Source organism: Mesorhizobium sp. M1338, assembly GCF_040318045.1.
Lineage (GTDB): Bacteria > Pseudomonadota > Alphaproteobacteria > Rhizobiales > Rhizobiaceae > Mesorhizobium.
In genome coordinates this window covers 1-21,045 of the sequence record NZ_JAMYLL010000071.1, presented here as the reverse complement: position 1 = coordinate 21,045, position 21,045 = coordinate 1, and the positions used below count along the sequence as shown (strand labels likewise).

The following is a 21,045-nucleotide window of genomic DNA, read 5'->3' as shown; positions in this document are numbered from 1 at the left end:
CTCGGTCTCCTTCCCACTTCAAACATAGCATGGGAACAACACACAGGATCCTCGGGTCTGCGCTGCGTCGCTGCGCTCCTTGCTCTGCCCGTGGATGACGAAGGGATGGGCGTTTTCGCCAATTGCAACCGGCGGCTCCGCACGATCCTTCGCGATGCCGAGGCGACGGATCGCCAGCGCTTCCCATCGCAGCTTACCCTCCTGACCGGTTCGCCCACACCAGCCCAATCAGGCCGACCAGCATGGTGACGAGGCCGATATAGAGCCATTGCGACTGGCCGGTCATGAAGCTGCCGCCGATCACGCCAACGCCTTGCAGCGACCACAGCGCACCAATGGCCAGCACAACCAACGCCAGCAGATTTTTGGTCAGTCTCATTGATGGATCTCGCTTTCAAAGTCGATCGGTTGCGGGGTTGCGGCCACGATGAAAGAGCCAAAGGAAGGGACCCGATCGCGCGCACTTCTACTTGGATATCAACGTTCGATCTTGTCAAACAAATCCCGGATATCGTGTCGAAGATCATGATCAATTGATCAGCGCGCGCTGGAAAATCCCTGACAGACTGTTACCCAGTGACTCCAAACGTGTGCCATCGCCACGGAACCGACAGATGATTGCCGCATTTCCCGCCTTATTTGGCTCCTAACGGCTGGGGTCTGTCGAAAACGGAGCCATCCCTCAAATATGAAGAACTCAAAACAGACCGCGCTTGTCGCGGTAACGATCGTTGCTGGCCTAATGGTCGGCGCATCTTCGGCAACCGCCGCCAGCCAGTGCGGCCGCGCCTCGTGGTATGCCCTGCACTCGAAGACCGCATCGGGCGAGCGCATGAACCCGTCGGCAATGACCGCCGCCCACCGCACTTTGCCTTTCGGCACCAAGCTCAGGGTAACCAACAAGAACAACGGCCGCAGCGTCGTCGTGCGCATCAACGATCGCGGCCCGTTCATCAGGGGTCGCGTGCTCGACCTGTCGAAGGGTGCGGCCGGCCAGCTCGGCTTCATTGGTTCCGGCCACACTTCCGTGTGCATGGCGCGCGTCTGAGCTTCCTGTTTCCGGCAAGAGGGGCCGGACACATTACTTACACATTTCGCAGCCGCACACTGAGCCGGCTGGCGCCATTCAGGGCCGATTCCCAGTGCCTTGAACCAAAGAAGCATTGGTCACGCCGCGTGACGTATTGCATCGCAGCAATTAGTTGTTAACTTCGCCGCGAGACATTTAAGGCTCGGCGCTGCTCGTCGTCCCTTCGGTCGCAGCAGCAGCGGGGTTCTCGATGTTCTACCAGCTCTACGAAATGAACCACGCGGCCTTGCAGCCGGCGCGCCTCTATGCCGATGCGGTGCGGCTGTTCTACAGAAATCCGCTCAATCCGTTTTCGCACACGTCCTTCGGCCGTTCGATCGCGGCGACCGCCGAATTGTTCGAGCGCACGACGCGCCGCTACGGCAAGCCGACCTTCGGCCTCGACAAGACAGTGGTCGACTGGAAGAGCGTCGAGGTCGCCGAGAAGACCGTCTGGTCGCGGCCGTTCTGCAATCTCGTCCGCTTCGAACGCTCCGTTCCCGCCGGGCGCAAGCCCGACCCAAAGCTTTTGATCGTGGCGCCGATGTCGGGCCACTATGCGACGCTGCTGCGCGGCACGGTGGAAGCCATGCTGCCCCATGCCGACGTGCACATCACCGACTGGGTCGATGCCCGCATGGTTCCGCTGGCCGACGGCAGCTTCGATCTCGACGATTATATCGACTACATCATCGACATGCTGCATGCGCTGGGTCCCGACACGCATGTGATGGCGGTGTGCCAGCCTTCGGTGCCGGTGCTGGCCGCCGTGGCGCTGATGGAAACCAAGGGCGATCCCTTCGTGCCCTCGACGATGACCCTGATGGGCGGACCGATCGACACTCGCCGCAACCCGACCGCGGTCAATCTGCTGGCGCAGGAAAAGGGCATCGACTGGTTCCGCGACAATGTCATCATGAGCGCGCCGTGGCCGGTGCCGGGCTTCGGCCGCGAGGTCTATCCGGGCTTCCTGCAGCTGTCCGGCTTCATGAGCATGAACCTCGACCGCCACATCATCGCCCACAAGGACTTCTTCATGCACCTTGTGAAGCATGACGGCGACAATGCCGTGAAGCACCGCGATTTCTACGACGAATATCTGGCTGTCATGGACCTGACGGCGGAGTTCTACCTGCAGACCGTCGATACCGTCTTCGTGCGCCAGGCCTTGCCCAAGGGTGAGATGACGCATCGCGGCACCAGGATCGATCCGTCTGATATCCGCAACGTCGCGCTGTTCACGGTCGAAGGCGAGAACGACGATATTTCCGGCCTTGGCCAGACCAAGGCGGCGCACGATTTGTGCCCCAACATCCCCACTGAGCGGCATGCCCACTACATGCAGCCGGCGGTCGGCCATTACGGCGTGTTCAACGGCTCGCGCTTCCGCTCCGAAATCGTGCCGCGCATCGTCGACTTCATCACCAGCTATGGCCGCCAGAACCGTGTCGCGGTGAAGCCGAAGCTGGTCCGTACAGCCAAAAGATAATTCACGGGCGTGACCCGAGGTCGCAGTGGCTTCGGGGCACGACATGCATAAAACAAGGCCTGGAGGCGACAATTCGGGCGATTCGGTCGGCAAAACCGCCGGCGCTTCTGTTGCACAAGTGCCGCTGTCCAGCCCCTCGGGTAACCATGCCGACAATCCGGCCGTCGTCGTAATTGACATGGACTGTAAATCCCCCTTAATCTTTCGTTAATAACAAAGGGTGAGCGGGGACAATGATTTCCTCATCAGTGGCGCGAAGGCTGCGCGCATGTGCGGCGGCTGGTCTGGCGGTAACGGGAGGCTGGATAGCACCGGCTTTGGCGGCCGGAGCGATGGCGACCGGGGGCCTCACCTCGCAGCCGATCGGCCACTATGATTTCTGCAAGCTGCATCCCAGCGAATGCTCGATCCGCCCATCCAATCTCGCGCCGGCCCCAATGACCGACGGGCTGATGCGCAAGCTTCTCAACGTCACCGCCAGGGTCAACGCCGCCGTCAAGCCGATGAGCGACATGGACATTTATGGCAAGGACGAGGTCTGGGCCTATCCTGACAGGGACGTCGGCGATTGCGAGGACTACGTGCTGGAGAAACGGCGCCAGCTTTCGCGCATGAGCATCTCGCTTGCCGATCTGCTGATCACCGTCGTGCGCAAGCCCGACGGCGAGGGTCACGCCGTGCTGACGGTGCGCACCGACAAGGGCGACTACGTGCTCGACAATCTGACCGACAAGGTCAAGGCGTGGGACGCGACCGGCTACCGCTTCCTCAAGCGGCAGGCGATCGACAACACCGGCCGCTGGGTCTCGATCCGCGGCGGCCAGCAGGTCCTGGTCGGCGCGGTTCAGTAGTAGCGGCTGGACGCAGCCGCTTCAAAGCGTGACGGCGCTCGCGCCTCCCATGGGATGCGTTTCTCCGTTGTTTTACAATGCCAAGGTCGGCGCCGCCCCTCATTGCCCTGCCGGGCATTTCTCCCCGTATAGTGACGGGGAGAAAGACGCCGTCACCAACAGTTTCGCCAATCATCAACGTTGCAAGAAGAGCGACGAGGTCGCGACCAGTTCCCTTCTCCCCGTCACTATACGGGGAGAAGGTGCCGGCAGGCGGATGAGGGGCGGCGAGGCGTTGCCAACTGGATCCCTGTCGCTGCTCGCGACACCACCTCCGACAGAATTTCACATCTCTCCGTGAACCATTTCCTTCCGGCCGACGACACATGGCCGTAGACGGAAACCAATCATGGAGACTTCAGATGACTTTACTTTTGCGAAATGCATTCCTCGCCGCCATCGCGTTATCGGCACTGGCCGGACCCGCCTTGGCCAACCAGACCATCCCAAGCTGCGCCAACACCTCTACCAACGATTTGTGGATCGGCCGCTGTTGCAGCGTCGGCGAGTCGAACTGCCTGGGCGGTGGAAACAATGGCCACGACCATAACGACAAGGGCGGCCGGGGAAACAATGGCGGCACGGCCGGCAAGAAATGATCTCACCACAGATGCCTGCTGGCGGATCGCCGGCGGGCATCTCTTTGCGTAAAGCGGGACGCCTTTGCGAGAAAATCGCCAAGGCGCGCCTCCGGCGCGGATCGCGAAGCTACGGCCGCCGGCCCAGCGCCGCGCGGATCGATGCGGTGATGCGGCGAAGCTCCGCCTCGTCGAGTTTTTCGATGTTCTCGGCCAGCAGATTGGCCAGCTCGGTAGCGGCGGGGCTTAGACCCGACGTGTCGAGCTTGACGCGGGGATGCGAGGCTTCGGCCAGCCGCGCCAGATCCTCGGCGTCGTCCCAGATGATGTTGAAATAACCGATGATCTTCTGGATCAGCGTCCAGGTCGGCGCGCCGCGCCTGCCATGCTCGAGCGCCGACAGGTAGGCGGCGCTGACGCCGATCGCCGCCGCCATGTCCTTCTGGCTGACGCCGCGTTCGCCTCGCAGCGCCCGCAGCTTCTCGCCGAACGGGGTCATGCACCCACCTTCATGAGCGAACTCCTCACGATCGAAGCCGCCGCAGCCGGATATAAAGCGCGCCCGAACCGCCATGGTTGCGGGCGGCGTGGTCGTGGCTGGAGACCAGCGGGCGGAAAGCAGGCGTCGACAGCCAGGCCGGTACGGCGCGCCGCAAGACGCCATCGCCGCCTGAGGACGATCCCTTGCCGGTTATGACCAGCACATAGCGGATGCCGCCGGCATGCGCCCGGTGCAGGAATGAAAACAGCAGCGAATAGGCCTCGTCCTGGGTCAGGCCGTGCAGATCGACCCGGCCCTCGATCGGCAGCCGGCCCTTCGACAGCTTGTCCAGCGTCGGCTCGTCGAGCGCATGCGCGACATGCTGCGTCTTCGGCTTTGCCGCGCCGGGCGGATTGGCGGCGGCCAGCGCCGCTTGCGGCGGTGTCGGCCTGGCCTCGGTGGCAATTTCGGGAATGTCGACGGCGATCCTGCCCTTGAGCGGCTTGGCCGTGCGCGCCACCAGGTTCCACAGAACGCGGTCGTCTTCGCTCAGCTTCTCGGTGCGCCGGATCATCGATTCGCGTCCGAAATAAGCGCGCGCGGCACCAGCGCATAAAAATCCGCGGCGTTGCGCACCACGCCCGCGATCTCGCCGGCCGCATCGCCGGAACCGGCGAAGAGATCTCCCCGCGCCGGCCCGGTGATGGCCGAGCCTGTGTCCTGCGCGATCATCAGGCGCCGGAACGGTTTGGCGTCGAAGGCGGTGAGCGTCGGCGCATCGATATAGAACGGCGTGCCGAATGTGTGCAGCAGGCGGTCGACGGCAATCGATCGTCCCGGCGTCAGCGGCACCTTGGCGGCGGCGATCGGACCGAGCGACCTGTCCTCGACATTGGCCTCGCGGAAGAAGATGTAGGAGCGGTTCCGCCACAGGATCTCGTCGACGCGGTCCGGATGCGCCTTGAACCAGGCGCGGATCGACTGCATCGTCACCTGCGCCAACGGGATTTCTCCCAGTTCGCTCAACACCTTGCCGGGCCCGGTGAAGCGCTGGCCGGATTTGGCGGCATAGGTGACGCGGGAAAGCCGGCCGTCGGTCATGTTCAGTCGTGCGGCACCCTGCACGTGAATGAAAAAGGCATCGAGCTTGTCGGCCAGCCAGGCGATTTCCAGGCCTTTGCCGGCCAGCGCCCCGCGCTCGATCTCGCCACGGTCGGGATATTCGACCAGCCGGTCCCCGGTCTGGCGAGCGAAGGCGAGGTAAGGGTCCAGGCTGGGCGGCCGGTTGCCGTCGTCGATATCGACGAGATCGGCCGGGCGCGACAGCAGCGGCACCGAAAAGCGCTCGGTTCGCACCGGCGACGCTTCGACGACGGGCTCATAAAAACCGGTGACGAGGCCGACGCCGCCATTCTCGCCGCCGATATGCGCTGGAATGAAATGGCGCTCGAAAAAGGTGCGGGCCTCCTTCCCCGACCGATTCGGCGGCGAAACGGTGCGAGCCTCGGCGTAGGCCTTGGTGAAGGCATCAAAATCGACGCCGAGCGCACCGCTGCGATACGGTTTGGTCAGGACGTGAAAGGCTGAACGGCGAAAGGCTTCGAAGGCCGCCAGATGGTCGTCATCGTCCCAGCCGGGGAGATCGGCAAAAGATTTTCCGACAAAGAGAGGCGATAGCGACACCGGAGCCTCGCCGCCGTTCCGGGTTCAGTCTTCTTCCTCGGTGGCGACGAGCTTCCAGTTGGGATCGCGCGAGCGTGTGTCGCGGGCGAAGGTCCAGACGTCCTTGACCTCGGCCACGGTTTCCGGGTCGCCATCGATCACCGCGCCGGCCTTGTCGCGGGTCGCCGAAATCAGCTCGCTGATGATGCGAAGCGTGACATGCGCCTCGCCGCCCTTCATCTCGGCCGAGACGATGTCGGCCTTGTCGATGCCGACGAAAGACGACTGGATCTTCTCCGCCTTGGCCTCGCGCTCGCCTATTGCCGCGACAAAGCCGTCAAAGACCTCGCGCGACAACAGGTTCTTCAGCGTTTTGCGGTCGCCGTCGGCATAGGCCATGACGATCATCTCATAGGCCATCTTGGCGCCGTCGACGAAACTCTTCGGCTCGAAGGACGGGTCGTTGTCCTTGATCGCGCGCAGCCCCTTGTTGAGGTCGGTGTCGGGCTTGGCGAAGGCGTCGATCGCCGCATAGGTGTCGGCCGCGGGCTCGCCCGGCAGACGCTTGCGCGGCAGCGAGACGACGTTCTCGGATTTCTGGGCGGCATCCTTGTCGCCACCGCGGGCCGCCGTATAGGGATCGAAGGGCGGCCGTTCGCTGCCGGTGCGACGGCCCAGCACATTGCGCAGCTGGAAAAAGATGACCACCGCCGCAATCAGGAAGAAAATCGTGCCGAAGTCGAAGAAACCCATATCTTCCGCCAATCAATCCCTGCCCTGTGGCCGGACCGTCGGGCCCAATGGCCGCGGTCGCATAGCGTTCAACATTCAAAGCATATAGAACGCAAGGCGCAATCATTCAAATCAAAGGCAGGCATACCTATCTAACGGCCTCAGTGCCAGCGGCGATTGCTCGCCGCCGAAACAATCGAAACGATCACAACGATCCGAAAGGTTGCCAAGACTTGCGCATTTCGTTCCTTCCGCTTTTTGTCCTGGCACTTCCGCTGCTGGAAATCGCCGGCTTCGTGGTCGTCGGTCGCCAGGTCGGCGCTTTGGCGACGGTCGGCCTGGTGCTGGCGTCTGGTATCGCCGGCGCGCTGCTGCTCAGGCATCAGGGTTTCGGCGTCATGACGCGTATCCGCGCCGAAATGGACGCCGGCCGCGATCCGAGCGGGCAGCTTGCGCATGGCGCCATGATCGTGCTGGCGGCGATCCTTTTGATCATCCCCGGTTTCATCACGGACATTATCGGCCTGCTGCTGTTCCTGCCGCCGGTCCGCGACCTCGCCTGGCGGGCCTTGAAGGGCCGCGTCGTGCTGGCCACGAATTTTTCGACCGGTGGCTTCCGCGGCCGGCGGCGCGACAAGACCATCGACCTCGACGATGGCGATTATTCGCGCGAAGACGACTTCAAGCGCGGACCGGACCACAACTCGCCCTGGCGCCGCCTCAAGGACGATTGAGGCCGCCGCCTAGCGCCATCCCGGGACGGGAGAAGAAGGCGGCAAACCTTGTCTTGTCATCCCCGCCATGGTAGCGAACGCCCGATTTCAATTCGGTCAGCGACGCTGCCCAGGCAAGAGGACAAGGCTTATGGCCAGCAAAGATGACGCGCCGGTCGGCGCAGCCAACGGAAACGGAAACGCGGCGCAGCCGTCGCTCAACGTTCTGGCGCAATATGTTAAGGACCTTTCCTTCGAGAGCCCCGGCGCGCCGAATTCGCTGCGCGGCCGCGACAAGGCGCCCGGCATCGCCATCAACGTCAACGTCAACGCCAACCCGCTCTCCGACAAGCAGTTCGACGTCAATCTGACGCTGAACGCCAAGGCGTCCTTCGACCAGGAAGTGCTGTTCAATGTCGAGCTGGTCTATGGCGGCGTGTTCGCCGTCGCGGGCTTCCCGCAGGAACACATGCTGCCGATCCTGTTCATCGAATGCCCGCGCCTTTTGTTCCCGTTCGCCCGCCAGATCATCGCCGAGGCAACCCGCAATGGCGGCTTCCCGCCGCTGATGCTCGACCCGATCGACTTCGCGCAGATGTTCCAGCAGAAGCTGGCCGAGGACCAGGCGGCGTCCAAGGTCAAGGTGAGCTGAGGCCTGCCTGCGACGGATTGTGAAAAGCCCGGCCCTCGCGCCGGGTTTTTTGTTTTTGGGGGTGGGATAGCGAATCTTCGAGGTTAGCCGAAGTCCTCGCGTCTTCGTCATTCTAGGGCGGAGCAAGGAGCGTAGCGACGCAGCGCAGACCCTAGGATCCATGCCGTGACGTTTGCCTTAGAATGCAACGGATCAGAATGGCGCTTGTCCCCGCGCCTATGCTCGCTACGCTAAAACCATGACCGGTTATGTCTACATGACTGCGAGCCAGAAGGGTGGCACCATCTATATCGGTGTTACCAGCGATCTTGGTCGCCGCATGCCGGAGCACAAGTCGGGCCAAGGCTCTCATTTCACCGGCCGCTACGGCGTGCAGCGGCTGGTCTGGTACGAAGAATTTTTCGATATCACCGATGCCATCCAGCGCGAGAAGTCGCTGAAGCGCTGGCCACGTCAATGGAAGATCGACCTGATCGAAAAGGCCAATCCGGAATGGTTCGAGCTGTTTCGCGGGACGGGGTGGTAGCGCTCGATCTTGGGCCGTTTTGATCCGCCGCTTGCGTCACGGCATGGATCCTAGGGTCTGCGCGCGTCGCTTCGCTCCTTGCTCCGCCCTAGGATGACGAAGACGAGGAGGGCTTCGGCCAATCTCCGAGGTTGGCGCTGGCACCTCGTTGCAACCAACCTCCAACCGTCGCTAATTCCCCAGAACCTTCAACCACAACGCCTTCTCGCCCAACGTCGCGACCATGCCGGCGTGCGCCGCGCGCTCGGCTTCGGTCAGGCGGAGCGGCAAGGATGCCGGGCGCTGGCTTACCACAATCTCGATCTGGCGGACATTCTCGCCGCCTTGCGCCGGCGCGGTGGCGCTGTCGAGGATGAGGGCTGCCTGCTTGCCGCCGATCAGTTCGATATAGATCTCGGCCAGCAATTCGGAATCGAGCAGGGCGCCGTGCTTGGCGCGCCTTGTGTTGTCGATGCCGTAGCGCCGGCAGAGCGCGTCGAGCGAATTGGGGCCCATCGGGTGCTTACGGCGCGCCAGCGCCAGCGTGTCGACGACAAGACCGTTGTCGATGAGGGGATGACCGAGACGACCGAATTCGACATTGAGGAAGCCGACGTCGAAGGTGGCGTTGTGGGCGACCAGCTTGGCGCCCTCGGTGAAGTCCAGCCATTCCCGCGCAATTTCGGCGAAGGTCGGCTTGCCCGCGAGATCCGCAGCGCTGATGCCGTGCACGGCCTGCGCCTCGGCGTGGATCGCGCGTCCTTGAGGATTGATGTAGTGGTGGAAGGTCTTTCCGGTCGGAAAGCGGTTGACCAGCTCGACGGCGCCCAGCTCGATCACGCGGTCGTCGCGCGAATCGAGGCCGGTGGTTTCCGTGTCGAAGATGATCTCACGCATCGAATCAGTTGCTCCTGGGGAGCAGAATCGTGAGACCGGAACAAAATGGCAATGGGAAACCGCGCTGGTCACAATAATCACTTCAGGTTTGTGCCGCCCCTCATCGCCCTGCCGGGCACTTCTCCCCGTATAGTGACGGGGAGAAGTGGGCTGGCCGCAACCTTGGCACCTTTTCCGCAACGTTGGAGATTGGCGAAATCCTTCGCGAAGGCGTCCTTCTCCCCGTCACTATACGGGGAGAAGATGCCGGCAGGCAGATGAGGGGCGGCGCCGACATCAGCAAATGTCAGTGGCCCGGCTTGCCGACCCCTGTCAGCTGCCTGATGATCGCATTCACCTGAGCTCGCGCGGCGTCGAAACCCTGTCCCGTGTCGACGACGAAATCGGCCTGACGGCGCTTTTCCGCATCCGGCACCTGCTTGGCCAGGATCGACGCCAGTTTCTCCTCCGTCATGCCGGGCCGCGCCAGCACGCGTTCGCGCTGGATTTCGGCTGGCGCGGTGACGACGACGACCTTGTCGACGCGGTCGCGGCCGCCGGTTTCGAACAGCAGCGGAATGTCGAGAACGGCGATCGGCGCGCCGGCGGCACGATGACGCGCCAGGAAGGCATCGGCATCGGCGCGCACCAGCGGATGGATGATCGCTTCCAGACGCTTCAGCGCGGCGGCGTCGCCGAGCACGCGCTGGCCAAGTTTTGCACGGTCGACCACGCCGGCAGATGTTGTGCCGGGAAAGGCCGCCTCGACCAGGGGCGCGGCCTTGCCGGCATAGAGGCGATGCACCGTCTCGTCGGAATCGTGGACCGGCACGCCGGCCTCGGCGAACATCTTCGCCGTGGTCGACTTGCCCATGCCGATCGAGCCGGTGAGACCGAGCACGATCATGGCTTCGGCACCAGATCGGCAACGATGATCGCGCGCAGTTCGGCCGTGACCCGCGGCCTGACGCCGAACCAGCGCTCGAAGCCGGGCACCGCCTGATGCAGCAGCATGCCGAGGCCGTCGACCGTCTTCAGGTTTCTCGCGCGGGCCGCCGCAAGCAGCGGCGTCTCCAGCGGCACGTAGACGATATCGGTGACGATGGCGTGGTCCGGCAGCATAGCGGGATCGGCCGGCAGGCCTTCATTGCCATGCATGCCGAGTGCGGTTGTGTTGACCAGCAGGCCGGCGTCGCCAAGCAATTCATCGGTCGCCGCCATGCCATGCGCCGAAACGCCGGCGCCGAAACGATCGCGCAATTCCATAGCCCGGGCGAGTGTCCGGTTGACGATGCGGATGTCGGCGACGCCGCGCTCCTTCAGCGCATGGACGACGGCGCGCGATGCGCCGCCGGCGCCGAGCACGACCGCCGGGCCGTTGCTCGCCCAGCCCGGCGCATGATCGTCGAGGTTGGCGGCGAAGCCGTGCGCGTCGGTGTTGCCGCCCCACAAGGCGCCGTCCTCGAACCACAGCGTGTTGACGGCGCCGATCTCTTGCGCCGCCTGGTCGCGGCGCTCGGCCAGCGCGAAGGCCGCCTCCTTGTGCGGGATGGTGACGTTGCCGCCGCGGTAGCCGTTCGCCTGCAGCGTCTTCACGAACGCGGCAAAATTTTCCGGCGCGATATCGATGGCCTCGTAGCTGCCGTCGATGCCATGCCTGGCCAGCCAATAGCCGTGGATCTTCGGCGAGCGCGAATGCTTGACCGGGTGGCCGGTGACGAAGGCCTTTTTCGACGCCTCAGCCATCGATCGCTCCAAGCGTGCGCAGTTCGGCCAGCAACGGCAGCAGCGGCAGGCCGACAATGGTGAAATGATCGCCCTCGATCTTGTCGAAGAGCTGGATGCCTTCGCCTTCGATCTGGTAGGCGCCGACGCTTCCCAGCGCCTTGGCACCGACGCGGGCGAGATGGCGGCCGATGAAGGCCGGGTCGAGCTTGCGCATGGTCATCGAAGCGATGCCGACATGCCGCCACAGCACCGCGCCGTCGCGGATCAGCACGGCAGCGCTGTTGAGCTGATGGGTCTTGCCCGACAGCGCCAGCAGATGACGGCGCGCGCCTTCCCTATCGGCCGGCTTGTGGAACACCTCGTCGCCGAGCGACAGCGTCTGGTCGCAGCCGAGCACCAGGGCGCCCGGCCTGCGCTCGCTGACTTCGGTGGCCTTGGCCTCGGCCAGCACCAGGGCGACATCCTCGGGCGAGACACCGCTGTCCTGCAAGGGCGCCTCGAGCGCCCGTTCGTCGACATCGGCCGGAACCGCCTCGACATCGACGCCGGCATCGACGAGCATCGCCTTGCGGAACGGGCTGCCGGAGGCGAGGATGATTTTCTCGGTCATGCTGATTCACCCAGGTTGGCGTTCCGTCACGCACCCCTCATCCGACCGAGCTTCGCTCGGCCACCTTCTCCCACAAGGGGAGAAGGGAAGTCCTGCGCGTACGCTGCTGCAGATCGCCAACTGGCGGTACCTTGCGGAGACGACGGCGCCACGTCCTTCCTTCTCCCCTTGTGGGAGAAGGTGGCCTCGCGAAGCGAGGTCGGATGAGGGGTGTTGGTGCTCACTTATCTTACCTGCCCTAGCGCGACTTCCCTCGCAGGGCAACGATAGCCGCCGCCGTTTCCTCGATCGAGCGGCGGCTGACGTCGATCATCGGCCAGCCGTGGCGCGTGCAGATCTTGCGGGCATAAGCGAGCTCTTCGCTGATGGCGGCGCGGTCGACATAGTCCGATGCCTCATAAGAACTGCTGTTGCCGAGGAGGCGGTTTTGCCTGACATGCGAGATGCGCTCGGCGGTGGCGATCAGCCCGACGATGAGCGGCTTGCTGGCGTTGACCAGGCTTTCCGGCACCGGCACGCCGAGCACGATCGGAATGTTGGCGGTCTTGATGCCGCGGTTGGCGAGATAGATGCTGGTCGGCGTCTTCGAGGTGCGCGAGATGCCGATCAGCACGACATCGGCATCGTCCATGTTGAGCGGCAGCTGACCGTCATCATGGTCCATGGTGAAATTGAGTGCGTCGATGCGGCGGAAATATTCGGCGTCGAGAACATGCTGGGCGCCGACGCGGCGGCCGGCCGGCGTGCCGAGATAGGACTGGAACACGGTCAGCACCGGCTCCAGCACCGACACACAGGGCAGGCCCATCGTCGCGCAGCGCTCGTCAATGCCGCGCGCCAGCTTCTGGTCGACGACCGTGTAGAGGATGATGCCTGGCTCCTCCTCGATGTCCTCGAACACTTTCGCCACCTGCTTTTCGGTGCGGATGAGCGGATAGATGTGCTCGATGGCGCGCGCATCCTTATATTGCGCCGAAGCCGCCCGGCCGGCGGCGAGCAGCGTTTCGCCGGTCGCGTCGGAAATCAGGTGCAGATGGAAGAAGCTTTGGGGTTTGTTCACAGGGGGTCACCTGAGGCTGTGGGCTTCTGTGGATAAAGCGGGATGAAAAGACGGGCCGATGGGAGGTGACTGTATCAGATGGCGGTTTGTCCACAATTCGTTGCCCTGTCAGCTTCGTCGGGCGGCTGGGGACAAGTTTGGGGACGGCTTCTCTTGCCTCTCGTCCGTCCACAGGGCGGGCTTTTCCCCGCGTCTCGTAACGCTTTGACTCCAGTGGCGGATTCCTGTTCGTCCCCAGAACCCCGCAGTTTGGAAAAAGAAGCGCGCGACAATATGTTGGCTGGTGTTTTCCGGAGCAAAGCGGGACAGGTGACAACCACCAGAACCAACAGACTCTTAGAATCAGAAGAATCTTAGATATAAGAATCTTTAATTATAGAAGAGGCTGGGAGAAGCGAGCGCTCGATGCCCCAGAACCGGATCATGCTGGACGTCCTGAAGGGCAAGGCTCACTTTCCGCCTCCGCTCTGGATGATGCGTCAGGCCGGGCGCTATCTGCCTGAGTATCGGGAGACACGCAGACGCGCCGGATCGTTTCTCGACCTCTGCTATGATCCCGACCTTGCCGTCGAAGTGACCTTGCAGCCGATCGAGCGTTTTGGTTTCGATGCATCGATCCTGTTCTCGGACATCCTCGTCGTTCCGCACGCGCTTGGCCGCGACGTCCGCTTCGAAGAGGGGCGAGGGCCGCTGCTGACGCCGATCACCGCGCCGGAGATTGCGGCTCTGGAAAGCAAGGTGTTTCACGTGAATCTCGAACCGGTCTACGAGACGGTTCGCCGGCTGCGGGCCAAACTGCCCGATGAGACAACCCTGATCGGCTTCTGCGGTGCGCCGTGGACGGTGGCGACCTATATGATCGCCGGCCATGGCACGCCCGACCAGGCGCCGGCGCGTTTGTTCGCCTATCGCGAACCGGCGGCATTCCAGCACTTGCTGAAAGTGCTTGCCGATCATTCGGCCGCCTATCTCATCCGGCAGATCGAGGCGGGTGCGGATGTGGTGCAGATTTTCGATTCCTGGTCCGGCGTGCTCGACGATGCGTCCTTCGACCTGTTCTGCGTTCAGCCGGTGGCGGAGATCGTCAGGCAGGTTCGAGCTGTTCATCCCGATGTTCCGATCATCGGTTTTCCCAAGGGCGCCGGCGCCCGCTACCAGACCTATCGCCAGAGGACCGGCGTAACGGGTCTGGGGATCGACTGGACGGTGCCCCTGGAGGCGGCGAGGGATTTGCAGCGCTCGGGTGCGGTTCAGGGGAACCTCGATCCCTTGCGCCTCGTGGCTGGCGGCAAGGCGCTGTCCGACGGCGTCGAAGCGATCCTGAAAGCGCTGGGAGAGGGGCCGTTGATTTTCAATCTCGGTCACGGCATCACGCCGGAGACGCCGATCGCCCATGTCGAAGCAATGGTGAGACAGGTGCGGAGCGCGACACGCTGATGGCCGAGATGAAAAACGCGAACAGCACCGGTCAGGCGATGATGCGCATGATATCAGGTATCGCCGTGCTGGCCCTGCTCACCGCGCTTTTGTATTTCGCGGCACCCGATAGTTTTTATCCGTGGGCCAAGGCGATCCATATCCTCGCCGTCATCTCGTGGATGGCCGGCATGCTCTATCTGCCGCGGCTGCTGGTCTACCACGCCGATGCCGAGAAGGGCTCGGTGCAGTCGGAGACCTTCAAGGTGATGGAGCGGCGCCTGCTGCGCGGCATCATCAATCCGGCGATGATCGTCACCTGGGTGTTCGGCCTGTGGCTCGCCTGGAAAGGCTTTGGTTTCCAGGGCGGCTGGCTGCACGCCAAGATCGGGGCGGTGCTTTTATTGTCCGCCGTCCATGGCTATCTGGCCGGCGCGGTGCGCGAATTCGCCGAGGACCGCAACGAGAAGCCCGCCAAGCACTGGCGAATCGTCAACGAGATCCCCACATTGCTGATGATCGCAATCGTCATCCTGGTTGTCGTCAAGCCGTTCTAAGGCTTTGTAGCTCGCAAAACTCAGCTTGCTCTTTCACCAGACCGACGATAAAAGACGGGTCTTCCTTCCCGTCATGCGCCGCCCTTCAATGTTTTCGGCCGCGCCCGGCATTTGTCGCATCCCGCCGATATTTTCCCAAAGCTTACCCAGACTCCATCTATTCAAGGTCCGTCTATGCAAGAAATGAAACTCGCCGAGTTCAAGAACAAGAAACCGCCAGAGCTGATCGCTTATGCCGAATCGCTCGAGGTCGAGAACGCCAGCGTCATGCGCAAGCAGGAGCTGATGTTCGCGATCCTGAAGAAACTGGCCGCCCAGGAGATCGAGATCATCGGCGATGGCGTGGTCGAGGTGCTGCAGGACGGTTTTGGCTTCCTGCGCTCAGCCAACGCCAACTATCTGCCAGGTCCCGACGACATCTACATTTCGCCGTCGCAGATCCGGCGCTTTTCGCTGAAGACCGGCGATACGGTCGAAGGGCCGATCCGCAGTCCGAAAGAGGGCGAGCGCTATTTCGCCCTGCTCAAGGTCAACACGATCAATTTCGACGATCCCGAGAAGATCCGTCACAAGATCCACTTCGATAATCTGACGCCGCTCTATCCGACCAAGCGGCTGAAGATGGAGATCGACAATCCGACCACCAAGGACATCTCGGCGCGGGTGATCGACCTGGTCGCGCCGATCGGCAAGGGCCAGCGCGCGCTGATCAACGCGCAGCCGCGCACCGGCAAGACGGTTCTGATGCAGAACATCGCCCACTCGATCACCGCCAACCATCCGGAATGCTATCTGATCGTGCTTCTGATCGACGAGCGGCCGGAAGAAGTGACCGACATGCAGCGCTCGGTGAAGGGCGAGGTGATCTCCTCGACCTTCGACGAGCCGGCCGTTCGCCACGTGCAGGTCGCCGAAATGGTCATCGAGAAGGCCAAGCGCCTTGTCGAACATGGCCGCGACGTGGTGATCCTGCTCGATTCCATCACCCGCCTCGGCCGCGCCTACAACACCGTGGTGCCGTCATCCGGCAAGGTGCTGACCGGCGGTGTCGACGCCAACGCGCTGCAGCGGCCGAAGCGCTTCTTCGGTGCCGCCAGAAACATCGAGGAAGGCGGTTCGCTGACCATCATCGCCACCGCGCTGATCGATACCGGCAGCCGCATGGACGAAGTCATCTTCGAAGAGTTCAAGGGCACCGGCAACTGCGAAATCCAGCTCGACCGCAAGGTGGCGGACAAGCGCATCTACCCGGCCATGGACATATTGAAGTCGGGCACCCGCAAGGAAGACCTGCTGGTTTCCAAGCAGGATCTGCAGAAGATCTTCGTGCTGCGCCGCATCCTGGCGCCGATGGGAACCACCGATGCGATCGAGTTCCTGATCGACAAGCTCAAGCAGACCAAGACCAACGCGGATTTCTTCGATTCGATGAACACGTAAGCGGTGGATTCGAGGGCGGACCTGCCCTCGTCAACCTCTGCACTGCCTTCGCGACTTATCGCAAACGCCGGTGCCGCCCCTCACCTGCCTGCCGGCATCCTCTCCCCGTATAGGGACGGGGAGAGGGACGCTGTGATCGACGCTTTCGCCAATCTCCAGCGTTGCAAGGAAAGTGCCGGCGTTGCCGCCAGCTTCTTTCTCCCCGTTACTATACGGGGAGAAATGCCCGGCAGGCGGCACCGGCGCTTGAAACATATGGCGAAGTAGACCTGGGACAGTCGCCCGTATGTGGCGCCTCGCCTATCGCCGTCGCAACAACTGCTCGAGCACTCCAGCATCCGCAACCACCGGCAGGCAAACCTGCCCCGTACACAACCACGCACCCGCTCTGTCGGACGGCGGCAGGATTCCGCCGGGCAGCAAGGATCGATTCGCTGCCGTACCGATCGGCACGACAATGTCGACGCGACGCGGGTCCGGGTTTCGATTCGCGACCGGAACGAGCTTTGGATCCTCCAGCCCATCCACGATGACCAGCTTGATCGGCTCAATGGCCAGCGCGCAGGCGTTGACGATACCGGCCTGGCCATAGGTCTGCTGTGCCGCGCGGCCGGCCGCGTGTTCGGCGACTTCCCAGGCTCTTTCTTGCAGCGCAAGATCGCCGGTGACGGAGGCGAGGCGTACCAGCGCCTCGATGATCTGGCCCGTCGCTGAAGGAATGGCCTCGTCGACATCGCCCCGGATGCGGATCGGAACGTCGGCGCTGTCCGAAGCGGTCAGGTAATAGCCTTTTCTTTCGGCATCGGCATGCCACAGGTCTAGCTGCCCGATGAACTGGCTGGCTTGGTCGACATAGCTCCAATCGCCGGACGCTTCGAACAGCGAGATCGCCGCATTGGTCATGGCGGCATAGTCGCTCGACAGAGCAGGGAACAATTTCCTGGCGCCAAGCATCGAATGCGGCAAGCGGCCCTCGCGGGGGGCGGCGCTGATATGGGCAAAGGCCTTTGCCGCGGCGTCGATCCAGTCAGGCCGCGACAGCGACCGGCCGGCCTCGGCAAGCGCTGCAATCATCAGGCCATTCCAGTCGGTGAGCGTCTTTGCGTCGAGGCCGGGCCTGACCCGCTCTTCCCGGGCGGCGAGAAGTTTCGCCTTGAGCGGGCTGAGGTCTTCCCGATCGATCACACTTTGCGTCTGCTGGGGGCGGGTTTGGTGGACGATTGGCTTGCCTTCCCATCCGTGCGGGCTCGACAGGGTGAAGTGTTTGAAAAACAAGGCGGAATCGTCACCGAGGGCCGCTTCTACCTCGTCCCTGCTCCAGGTGTAGAACAGCCCTTCCTCGCCGTCGCTGTCGGCGTCGAGACTGGCGGCAAAGGCGCCGCCGTCGGCGCGCATTTCGCGCAGCAGCCAGTCGACCGTCTCTTCGATTCGCAGCCGGAACAATTCATTGCCGCTCGCCGCGTAGGCCCAGTTGCAAAAGCGAATGAGCTGGGCGTTGTCGTAGAGCATTTTTTCGAAATGCGGCACCAGCCATTCGGCATCGGTCGAGTAGCGGCTGAGCCCGCCGCCGATATGGTCATAGATGCCGCCGCTCAGCATCCGTTCGAGGCTGAGCAGGACATCGTCGCGATGCGTGGCGTTGCCGTCGCGCAGCCAGGACAGCCAGAGGGTTTGCATGAAGGGCGCATTGGGAAACTTCGGCGCGCCGCGAAGGCCGCCGAGATCTTGGTCGACCATGCCGTCTATGCCCTTGGCCAGTTCCGCCAGCGTGGCGCGGTCGAGCGCTGTTCTCGCATGCGAGCCGGCGAGCCGCGCCTCGACATGGGACGTCAGGCCGTCGGCGCTCTGGTTCAGGCTTGCCCTCTTCTCCCGCCACGCCTTGTCCACCGCCTCCATCACCTGGATGAAACCGGAGCGGCCATAGCGCGGCTCGCGCGGGAAATAGGTACCGCCCCAGAATGGCTTGCCGTCCGGGGTCAGGAACATGGTCAGCGGCCAGCCGCCTTGCTCGCCCATCGAGGAGAGTGCGGCCATGTAGATCTGGTCGATGTCCGGCCGCTCCTCGCGGTCGACCTTGATATTGACGAACAGACGGTTCATGACGGCGGCGACGCCGTCGTTCTCGAAGCTTTCGTGCGCCATGACATGGCACCAATGGCAGGCGGCATAGCCGACCGAGAGCAGGATCGGCCTGTCCAGTGCCTTTGCCTCTTCGAGCGAAGCCGGCGACCAGGCCCGCCAGTGCACCGGATTGCCGCTGTGCTGCTGCAGATAGGGGCTGGCTTCTTCGGCAAGCAGGTTTTGGGCGGGTAGCGTCACGACGGGCATACCTCGGTTGGGAGTTGTCATATGGACGTAGAGCTAGGGCGGTTCGGCAGAGCGGGCAAATGATTTCAGGAGATTCCATCGTTGCGTTGTCGAGCGGCCGACTTCCGGCCGGGGTCGCCGTCATACGTATTTCAGGCCCGCAGACTCGATTCGTGGTCGAAACGATCGCCGGCGCCATGGTTAAGGACCGCGCGGCGGTTTTGCGCAGGTTGCGGGCGCCCGATGGAACCGTCCTCGACAACGGCCTCGTGGTGTTCTTTCCCGGACCAGCCAGCTTTACCGGCGAGGATGTCGCGGAATTCCACGTCCATGGCGGGCGCGCCGTGGTGGCCAGGATGCTGGAGGTGATCACCGGTTTCGACGGCGTCAGGCACGCCGAACCCGGGGAATTCACGCGCCGCGCCTTCCTTAACGGCAAGGTCGACCTGGTCGAGACCGAGGCGTTGGCCGATCTCGTCAATGCCGAGACCGAGGCGCAGCGGCGCTTCGCGGTGCAAAGCGCCGAGGGCGTCCAGAGCGAACTCTATCTCGGCTGGCGGCGCAGGCTGATCCACGCCCGCGCCATGATAGAGGCCGAGATCGATTTCGCCGACGAGGACGACGTCCCGGGTTCCGTTTCGGATATGGTCTGGTCCGATGTCCGGACGATGATCGGTGAAATCGATCGGCACATCGCCGGGTTTCGCGCTGCCGAGATCATTCGCGACGGCTTTGAGGTCGTTATCCTTGGTGCGCCAAATGCCGGTAAGTCGAGTCTGTTCAACGCCCTGGCGCGGCGGGATGCCGCTATAGTAACGGATGAACCTGGCACGACGCGGGATCTGCTTGAAGTGACACTTGATCTTCAGGGGCTGCGCGTCAGGCTTACGGATACGGCCGGGCTGCGCGAAGCCCCTGGCAAGGTCGAGGCGATCGGCATCGAGAAGGCCAGGGCCAAGGCACATGGCGCCGATCTCTTGCTGCTGCTTCAGGACGTCGCGGATCCCAGGCCCATCGGTTCGCTGCCGACCGGGGCCCCGAGCTTGCGCGTCGGCACCAAGATCGATCTCCCGGAGAGTCGCGCGGCAAGCGATGCGGCCGGGAGCTATGATCTTGTCATCTCGGTGAAGAACGGGACCGGCGTGGAGGCATTGCTGGCCGAAATCGGTCGGCGTGCCGCGGAGGCGGCCGGCAGCGCCGGCGATATCCTTCCGTCGCGCCTGCGCCACGTGGAATTGCTTGGCGAGACCAACCACCATCTGCTTCGCGCCACCGACGGCCGGACTGTCGGACAGGAACTGCGCGCCGAGGAGCTCCGGCTCGCCGCCGACCGCTTGGGCCGGATCGTCGGCGCCATCGACGTCGAGGATATGCTGGACGTGATTTTTTCGCAGTTCTGCATTGGGAAATGATTCACGTGAAACAATGGTCCTCGAACAAGAGTTGGTTTCTGGCGCATAGGCTTGACGGCGCGCTTGCGGACTGCGTGCGTTGGCAAGTGGTGGAAACGCTTAGCGTTTCGTCATCCTAGGGCAGAGCAAGGAGCGCAGCGACGCAGCGCAGACCCTAGGATCCTGTGTGTTGTTCCCATGCTATGTTTGAAGTGGGAAGGAGACCGAGAGGATCCTGGTCGTCCTTTCACAGGACAGGCCGCGGCATGGCTCGGTCCCTTCCCACCGGTGAACCATCAACCTGAACAGTTGCACGGGGCTGTTGGCAGCAGACCCCGCACCACAGGAAGAGGCATGGACATGATAATGCAGAACTACGTCGGCTGCGACATTTCCAAGCAGTGGCTCGACTTTTTTGATGAAGCAAGCGGTCGTTGCCAGCGCATCGACAACCAGGTCGAAGCGATCGCTGCCTATGTGACAGGCCTTCACCCTGGCCGTGACTTCGTTGTCATGGAGGCGACAGGGGTCCATGACCGGCTGCTGCGCCATGCGTTGGCCAAGGCCGGCGTTGCTTTCTCGCGACACAATCCGGCGCACACTCACCACTATGCGAGGTCGACGGCGCGGCGCGCCAAGACCGATCGTCTCGATGCCAGGATGCTGAGCGGCTATGGTCGTCGCTACCACCCTGAAGCCGAGCCGGCGCCGCGCGAGGAAGGTGAGCGGCTTCAATCACTTGCCCGCCTGCGCGACCAACTGGTCGAGATCAGGGCAAAGTTGAAGAAGCAGCTCAGTGAGGCTTTCGACGAGACCGTCATCACCGAGTTCGAAGAGCTGATCGCAACCTTCAACACGCGCATCAAGGCGCTCGAAGCCCGGATCGCCG

General features: G+C 63.1%; 23 protein-coding genes. 12 read left to right on the top strand and 11 right to left on the bottom strand.

The window, feature by feature from the left end:
- Positions 1-193: 193 nt before the first annotated feature.
- Positions 194-379: a hypothetical protein gene (locus NKH19_RS30920; RefSeq protein ID WP_352873624.1), complete on the bottom strand. Its 186-nt coding sequence runs from the start codon at positions 377-379 to the stop codon at positions 194-196.
- Positions 380-688: 309 nt separating this feature from the next.
- Between NKH19_RS30920 and NKH19_RS30915 the strand changes: the two genes are divergently transcribed.
- The 4 genes from NKH19_RS30915 (at position 689) to NKH19_RS30900 (ending at position 4,047) form a co-directional block, all read left to right on the top strand.
- Positions 689-1,048 carry a septal ring lytic transglycosylase RlpA family protein gene (locus NKH19_RS30915; RefSeq protein ID WP_352873625.1) on the top strand — a complete coding sequence of 120 codons (360 nt, stop codon included), beginning with the start codon at positions 689-691 and terminating at the stop codon, positions 1,046-1,048.
- A 232-nt stretch (positions 1,049-1,280) separates the two neighbouring features.
- Positions 1,281-2,558, top strand: coding sequence for a polyhydroxyalkanoate depolymerase (locus NKH19_RS30910; RefSeq protein ID WP_352873627.1), 1,278 nt, complete (start codon positions 1,281-1,283; stop codon positions 2,556-2,558).
- A 233-nt stretch (positions 2,559-2,791) separates the two neighbouring features.
- Entirely contained in the window at positions 2,792-3,409 is a 618-nt protein-coding gene (locus NKH19_RS30905) for a transglutaminase-like cysteine peptidase (protein ID WP_352873629.1), read from the top strand.
- A gap of 401 nt (positions 3,410-3,810) precedes the next feature.
- Entirely contained in the window at positions 3,811-4,047 is a 237-nt protein-coding gene (locus NKH19_RS30900; RefSeq protein ID WP_352873630.1) for a hypothetical protein, read from the top strand.
- A gap of 109 nt (positions 4,048-4,156) precedes the next feature.
- On the opposite strand, the gene NKH19_RS30895 is transcribed toward NKH19_RS30900, so the two are convergent.
- The 4 genes from NKH19_RS30895 to NKH19_RS30880 are packed head-to-tail and all read right to left on the bottom strand — an operon-like array spanning position 4,157 to position 6,922.
- Positions 4,157-4,525: a helix-turn-helix domain-containing protein gene (locus NKH19_RS30895; RefSeq protein ID WP_352873632.1), complete on the bottom strand. Its 369-nt coding sequence runs from the start codon at positions 4,523-4,525 to the stop codon at positions 4,157-4,159.
- A 25-nt stretch (positions 4,526-4,550) separates the two neighbouring features.
- Positions 4,551-5,081, bottom strand: coding sequence for a Smr/MutS family protein (locus tag NKH19_RS30890; RefSeq protein WP_352753885.1), 531 nt, complete (start codon positions 5,079-5,081; stop codon positions 4,551-4,553).
- A complete protein-coding gene (gene mltA / locus NKH19_RS30885) occupies positions 5,078-6,190 on the bottom strand; it encodes a murein transglycosylase A (RefSeq protein ID WP_352873636.1) in 1,113 nt (370 codons plus the stop codon). Before mltA ends, NKH19_RS30890 begins: the two co-directional genes overlap by 4 nt.
- Positions 6,191-6,214: 24 nt before the next feature.
- Complete coding sequence (locus NKH19_RS30880; protein WP_352753887.1) at positions 6,215-6,922, bottom strand: Tim44/TimA family putative adaptor protein; 708 nt, start codon at positions 6,920-6,922, stop codon at positions 6,215-6,217.
- A gap of 212 nt (positions 6,923-7,134) precedes the next feature.
- Here NKH19_RS30880 and NKH19_RS30875 point away from each other — a divergent pair, with 212 nt between their 5' ends.
- The 3 genes from NKH19_RS30875 to NKH19_RS30865 all read left to right on the top strand — a co-directional run bounded on the left by NKH19_RS30875 (position 7,135) and on the right by NKH19_RS30865 (position 8,792).
- On the top strand, positions 7,135-7,635 hold the full coding sequence (locus NKH19_RS30875; protein ID WP_352873638.1) for an FxsA family protein: 501 nt from the start codon (positions 7,135-7,137) through the stop codon (positions 7,633-7,635).
- A 130-nt stretch (positions 7,636-7,765) separates the two neighbouring features.
- Positions 7,766-8,266: a protein-export chaperone SecB gene (gene secB, locus NKH19_RS30870; protein ID WP_352873639.1), complete on the top strand. Its 501-nt coding sequence runs from the start codon at positions 7,766-7,768 to the stop codon at positions 8,264-8,266.
- 238 nt (positions 8,267-8,504) lie between these two features.
- The gene (locus tag NKH19_RS30865) at positions 8,505-8,792 is read left to right on the top strand and encodes a GIY-YIG nuclease family protein (protein ID WP_352873641.1); all 288 of its coding nucleotides are present in this window, start codon (positions 8,505-8,507) and stop codon (positions 8,790-8,792) included.
- A gap of 171 nt (positions 8,793-8,963) precedes the next feature.
- Here the strand turns inward: NKH19_RS30865 and dnaQ are convergent, their stop codons facing one another.
- The 5 genes from dnaQ to NKH19_RS30840 form a co-directional block, all read right to left on the bottom strand.
- A complete protein-coding gene (gene dnaQ, locus NKH19_RS30860; RefSeq protein ID WP_352873643.1) occupies positions 8,964-9,668 on the bottom strand; it encodes a DNA polymerase III subunit epsilon in 705 nt (234 codons plus the stop codon).
- A 286-nt stretch (positions 9,669-9,954) separates the two neighbouring features.
- Entirely contained in the window at positions 9,955-10,554 is a 600-nt protein-coding gene (coaE, locus tag NKH19_RS30855) for a dephospho-CoA kinase (RefSeq protein ID WP_352873645.1), read from the bottom strand.
- Complete coding sequence (locus tag NKH19_RS30850; RefSeq protein WP_352873647.1) at positions 10,551-11,393, bottom strand: shikimate dehydrogenase; 843 nt, start codon at positions 11,391-11,393, stop codon at positions 10,551-10,553. Before NKH19_RS30850 ends, coaE begins: the two co-directional genes overlap by 4 nt.
- The gene (locus NKH19_RS30845) at positions 11,386-11,985 is read right to left on the bottom strand and encodes a Maf-like protein (RefSeq protein ID WP_352873649.1); all 600 of its coding nucleotides are present in this window, start codon (positions 11,983-11,985) and stop codon (positions 11,386-11,388) included. The genes NKH19_RS30850 and NKH19_RS30845 overlap by 8 nt, the downstream gene beginning before the upstream one ends.
- 238 nt (positions 11,986-12,223) lie before the next feature.
- Positions 12,224-13,045, bottom strand: coding sequence for a pyruvate, water dikinase regulatory protein (locus tag NKH19_RS30840; RefSeq protein WP_352873650.1), 822 nt, complete (start codon positions 13,043-13,045; stop codon positions 12,224-12,226).
- 405 nt (positions 13,046-13,450) lie between these two features.
- Between NKH19_RS30840 and hemE the strand changes: the two genes are divergently transcribed.
- The 3 genes from hemE to rho all read left to right on the top strand — a co-directional run bounded on the left by hemE (position 13,451) and on the right by rho (position 16,458).
- Entirely contained in the window at positions 13,451-14,482 is a 1,032-nt protein-coding gene (hemE, locus tag NKH19_RS30835) for a uroporphyrinogen decarboxylase (protein WP_352873651.1), read from the top strand.
- Positions 14,482-15,018, top strand: coding sequence for a protoporphyrinogen oxidase HemJ (gene hemJ, locus NKH19_RS30830; RefSeq protein WP_352873653.1), 537 nt, complete (start codon positions 14,482-14,484; stop codon positions 15,016-15,018). Before hemE ends, hemJ begins: the two co-directional genes overlap by 1 nt.
- 174 nt (positions 15,019-15,192) lie before the next feature.
- The gene (rho, locus tag NKH19_RS30825; protein ID WP_352873654.1) at positions 15,193-16,458 is read left to right on the top strand and encodes a transcription termination factor Rho; all 1,266 of its coding nucleotides are present in this window, start codon (positions 15,193-15,195) and stop codon (positions 16,456-16,458) included.
- 300 nt (positions 16,459-16,758) lie between these two features.
- Here the strand turns inward: rho and NKH19_RS30820 are convergent, their stop codons facing one another.
- Entirely contained in the window at positions 16,759-18,777 is a 2,019-nt protein-coding gene (locus NKH19_RS30820) for a thioredoxin domain-containing protein (RefSeq protein ID WP_352873656.1), read from the bottom strand.
- Positions 18,778-18,845: 68 nt separating this feature from the next.
- On the opposite strand from NKH19_RS30820, the gene mnmE reads away from it, so the two are divergent.
- Both mnmE and NKH19_RS30810 read left to right on the top strand, forming a co-directional pair.
- Positions 18,846-20,177: a tRNA uridine-5-carboxymethylaminomethyl(34) synthesis GTPase MnmE gene (mnmE, locus tag NKH19_RS30815; protein WP_352873658.1), complete on the top strand. Its 1,332-nt coding sequence runs from the start codon at positions 18,846-18,848 to the stop codon at positions 20,175-20,177.
- Between the two features lie 333 nt (positions 20,178-20,510).
- On the top strand, positions 20,511-21,045 hold a 535-nt coding region (locus NKH19_RS30810), incomplete at its 3' end, for an IS110 family transposase (protein ID WP_352983519.1).

Bases quoted from the DNA above. Each gene is read 5' to 3' on its own strand.
- NKH19_RS30920 (WP_352873624.1), bottom strand. From the start codon at position 379: ATGAGACTGACCAAAAATCTGCTGGCGTTGGTTGTGCTGGCCATTGGT.
- NKH19_RS30845 (WP_352873649.1), bottom strand. From the start codon at position 11,985: ATGACCGAGAAAATCATCCTCGCCTCCGGCAGCCCGTTCCGCAAGGCG.
- NKH19_RS30895 (WP_352873632.1), bottom strand. From the start codon at position 4,525: ATGACCCCGTTCGGCGAGAAGCTGCGGGCGCTGCGAGGCGAACGCGGC.
- hemE (WP_352873651.1), top strand. From the start codon at position 13,451: ATGCCCCAGAACCGGATCATGCTGGACGTCCTGAAGGGCAAGGCTCAC.
- NKH19_RS30850 (WP_352873647.1), bottom strand. From the start codon at position 11,393: ATGGCTGAGGCGTCGAAAAAGGCCTTCGTCACCGGCCACCCGGTCAAG.
- hemJ (WP_352873653.1), top strand. From the start codon at position 14,482: ATGGCCGAGATGAAAAACGCGAACAGCACCGGTCAGGCGATGATGCGC.
- coaE (WP_352873645.1), bottom strand. From the start codon at position 10,554: ATGATCGTGCTCGGTCTCACCGGCTCGATCGGCATGGGCAAGTCGACC.
- NKH19_RS30880 (WP_352753887.1), bottom strand. From the start codon at position 6,922: ATGGGTTTCTTCGACTTCGGCACGATTTTCTTCCTGATTGCGGCGGTG.
- NKH19_RS30865 (WP_352873641.1), top strand. From the start codon at position 8,505: ATGACCGGTTATGTCTACATGACTGCGAGCCAGAAGGGTGGCACCATC.
- NKH19_RS30890 (WP_352753885.1), bottom strand. From the start codon at position 5,081: ATGATCCGGCGCACCGAGAAGCTGAGCGAAGACGACCGCGTTCTGTGG.
- secB (WP_352873639.1), top strand. From the start codon at position 7,766: ATGGCCAGCAAAGATGACGCGCCGGTCGGCGCAGCCAACGGAAACGGA.
- rho (WP_352873654.1), top strand. From the start codon at position 15,193: ATGCAAGAAATGAAACTCGCCGAGTTCAAGAACAAGAAACCGCCAGAG.
- dnaQ (WP_352873643.1), bottom strand. From the start codon at position 9,668: ATGCGTGAGATCATCTTCGACACGGAAACCACCGGCCTCGATTCGCGC.
- NKH19_RS30905 (WP_352873629.1), top strand. From the start codon at position 2,792: ATGATTTCCTCATCAGTGGCGCGAAGGCTGCGCGCATGTGCGGCGGCT.
- mnmE (WP_352873658.1), top strand. From the start codon at position 18,846: ATGATTTCAGGAGATTCCATCGTTGCGTTGTCGAGCGGCCGACTTCCG.
- NKH19_RS30900 (WP_352873630.1), top strand. From the start codon at position 3,811: ATGACTTTACTTTTGCGAAATGCATTCCTCGCCGCCATCGCGTTATCG.
- NKH19_RS30910 (WP_352873627.1), top strand. From the start codon at position 1,281: ATGTTCTACCAGCTCTACGAAATGAACCACGCGGCCTTGCAGCCGGCG.
- NKH19_RS30915 (WP_352873625.1), top strand. From the start codon at position 689: ATGAAGAACTCAAAACAGACCGCGCTTGTCGCGGTAACGATCGTTGCT.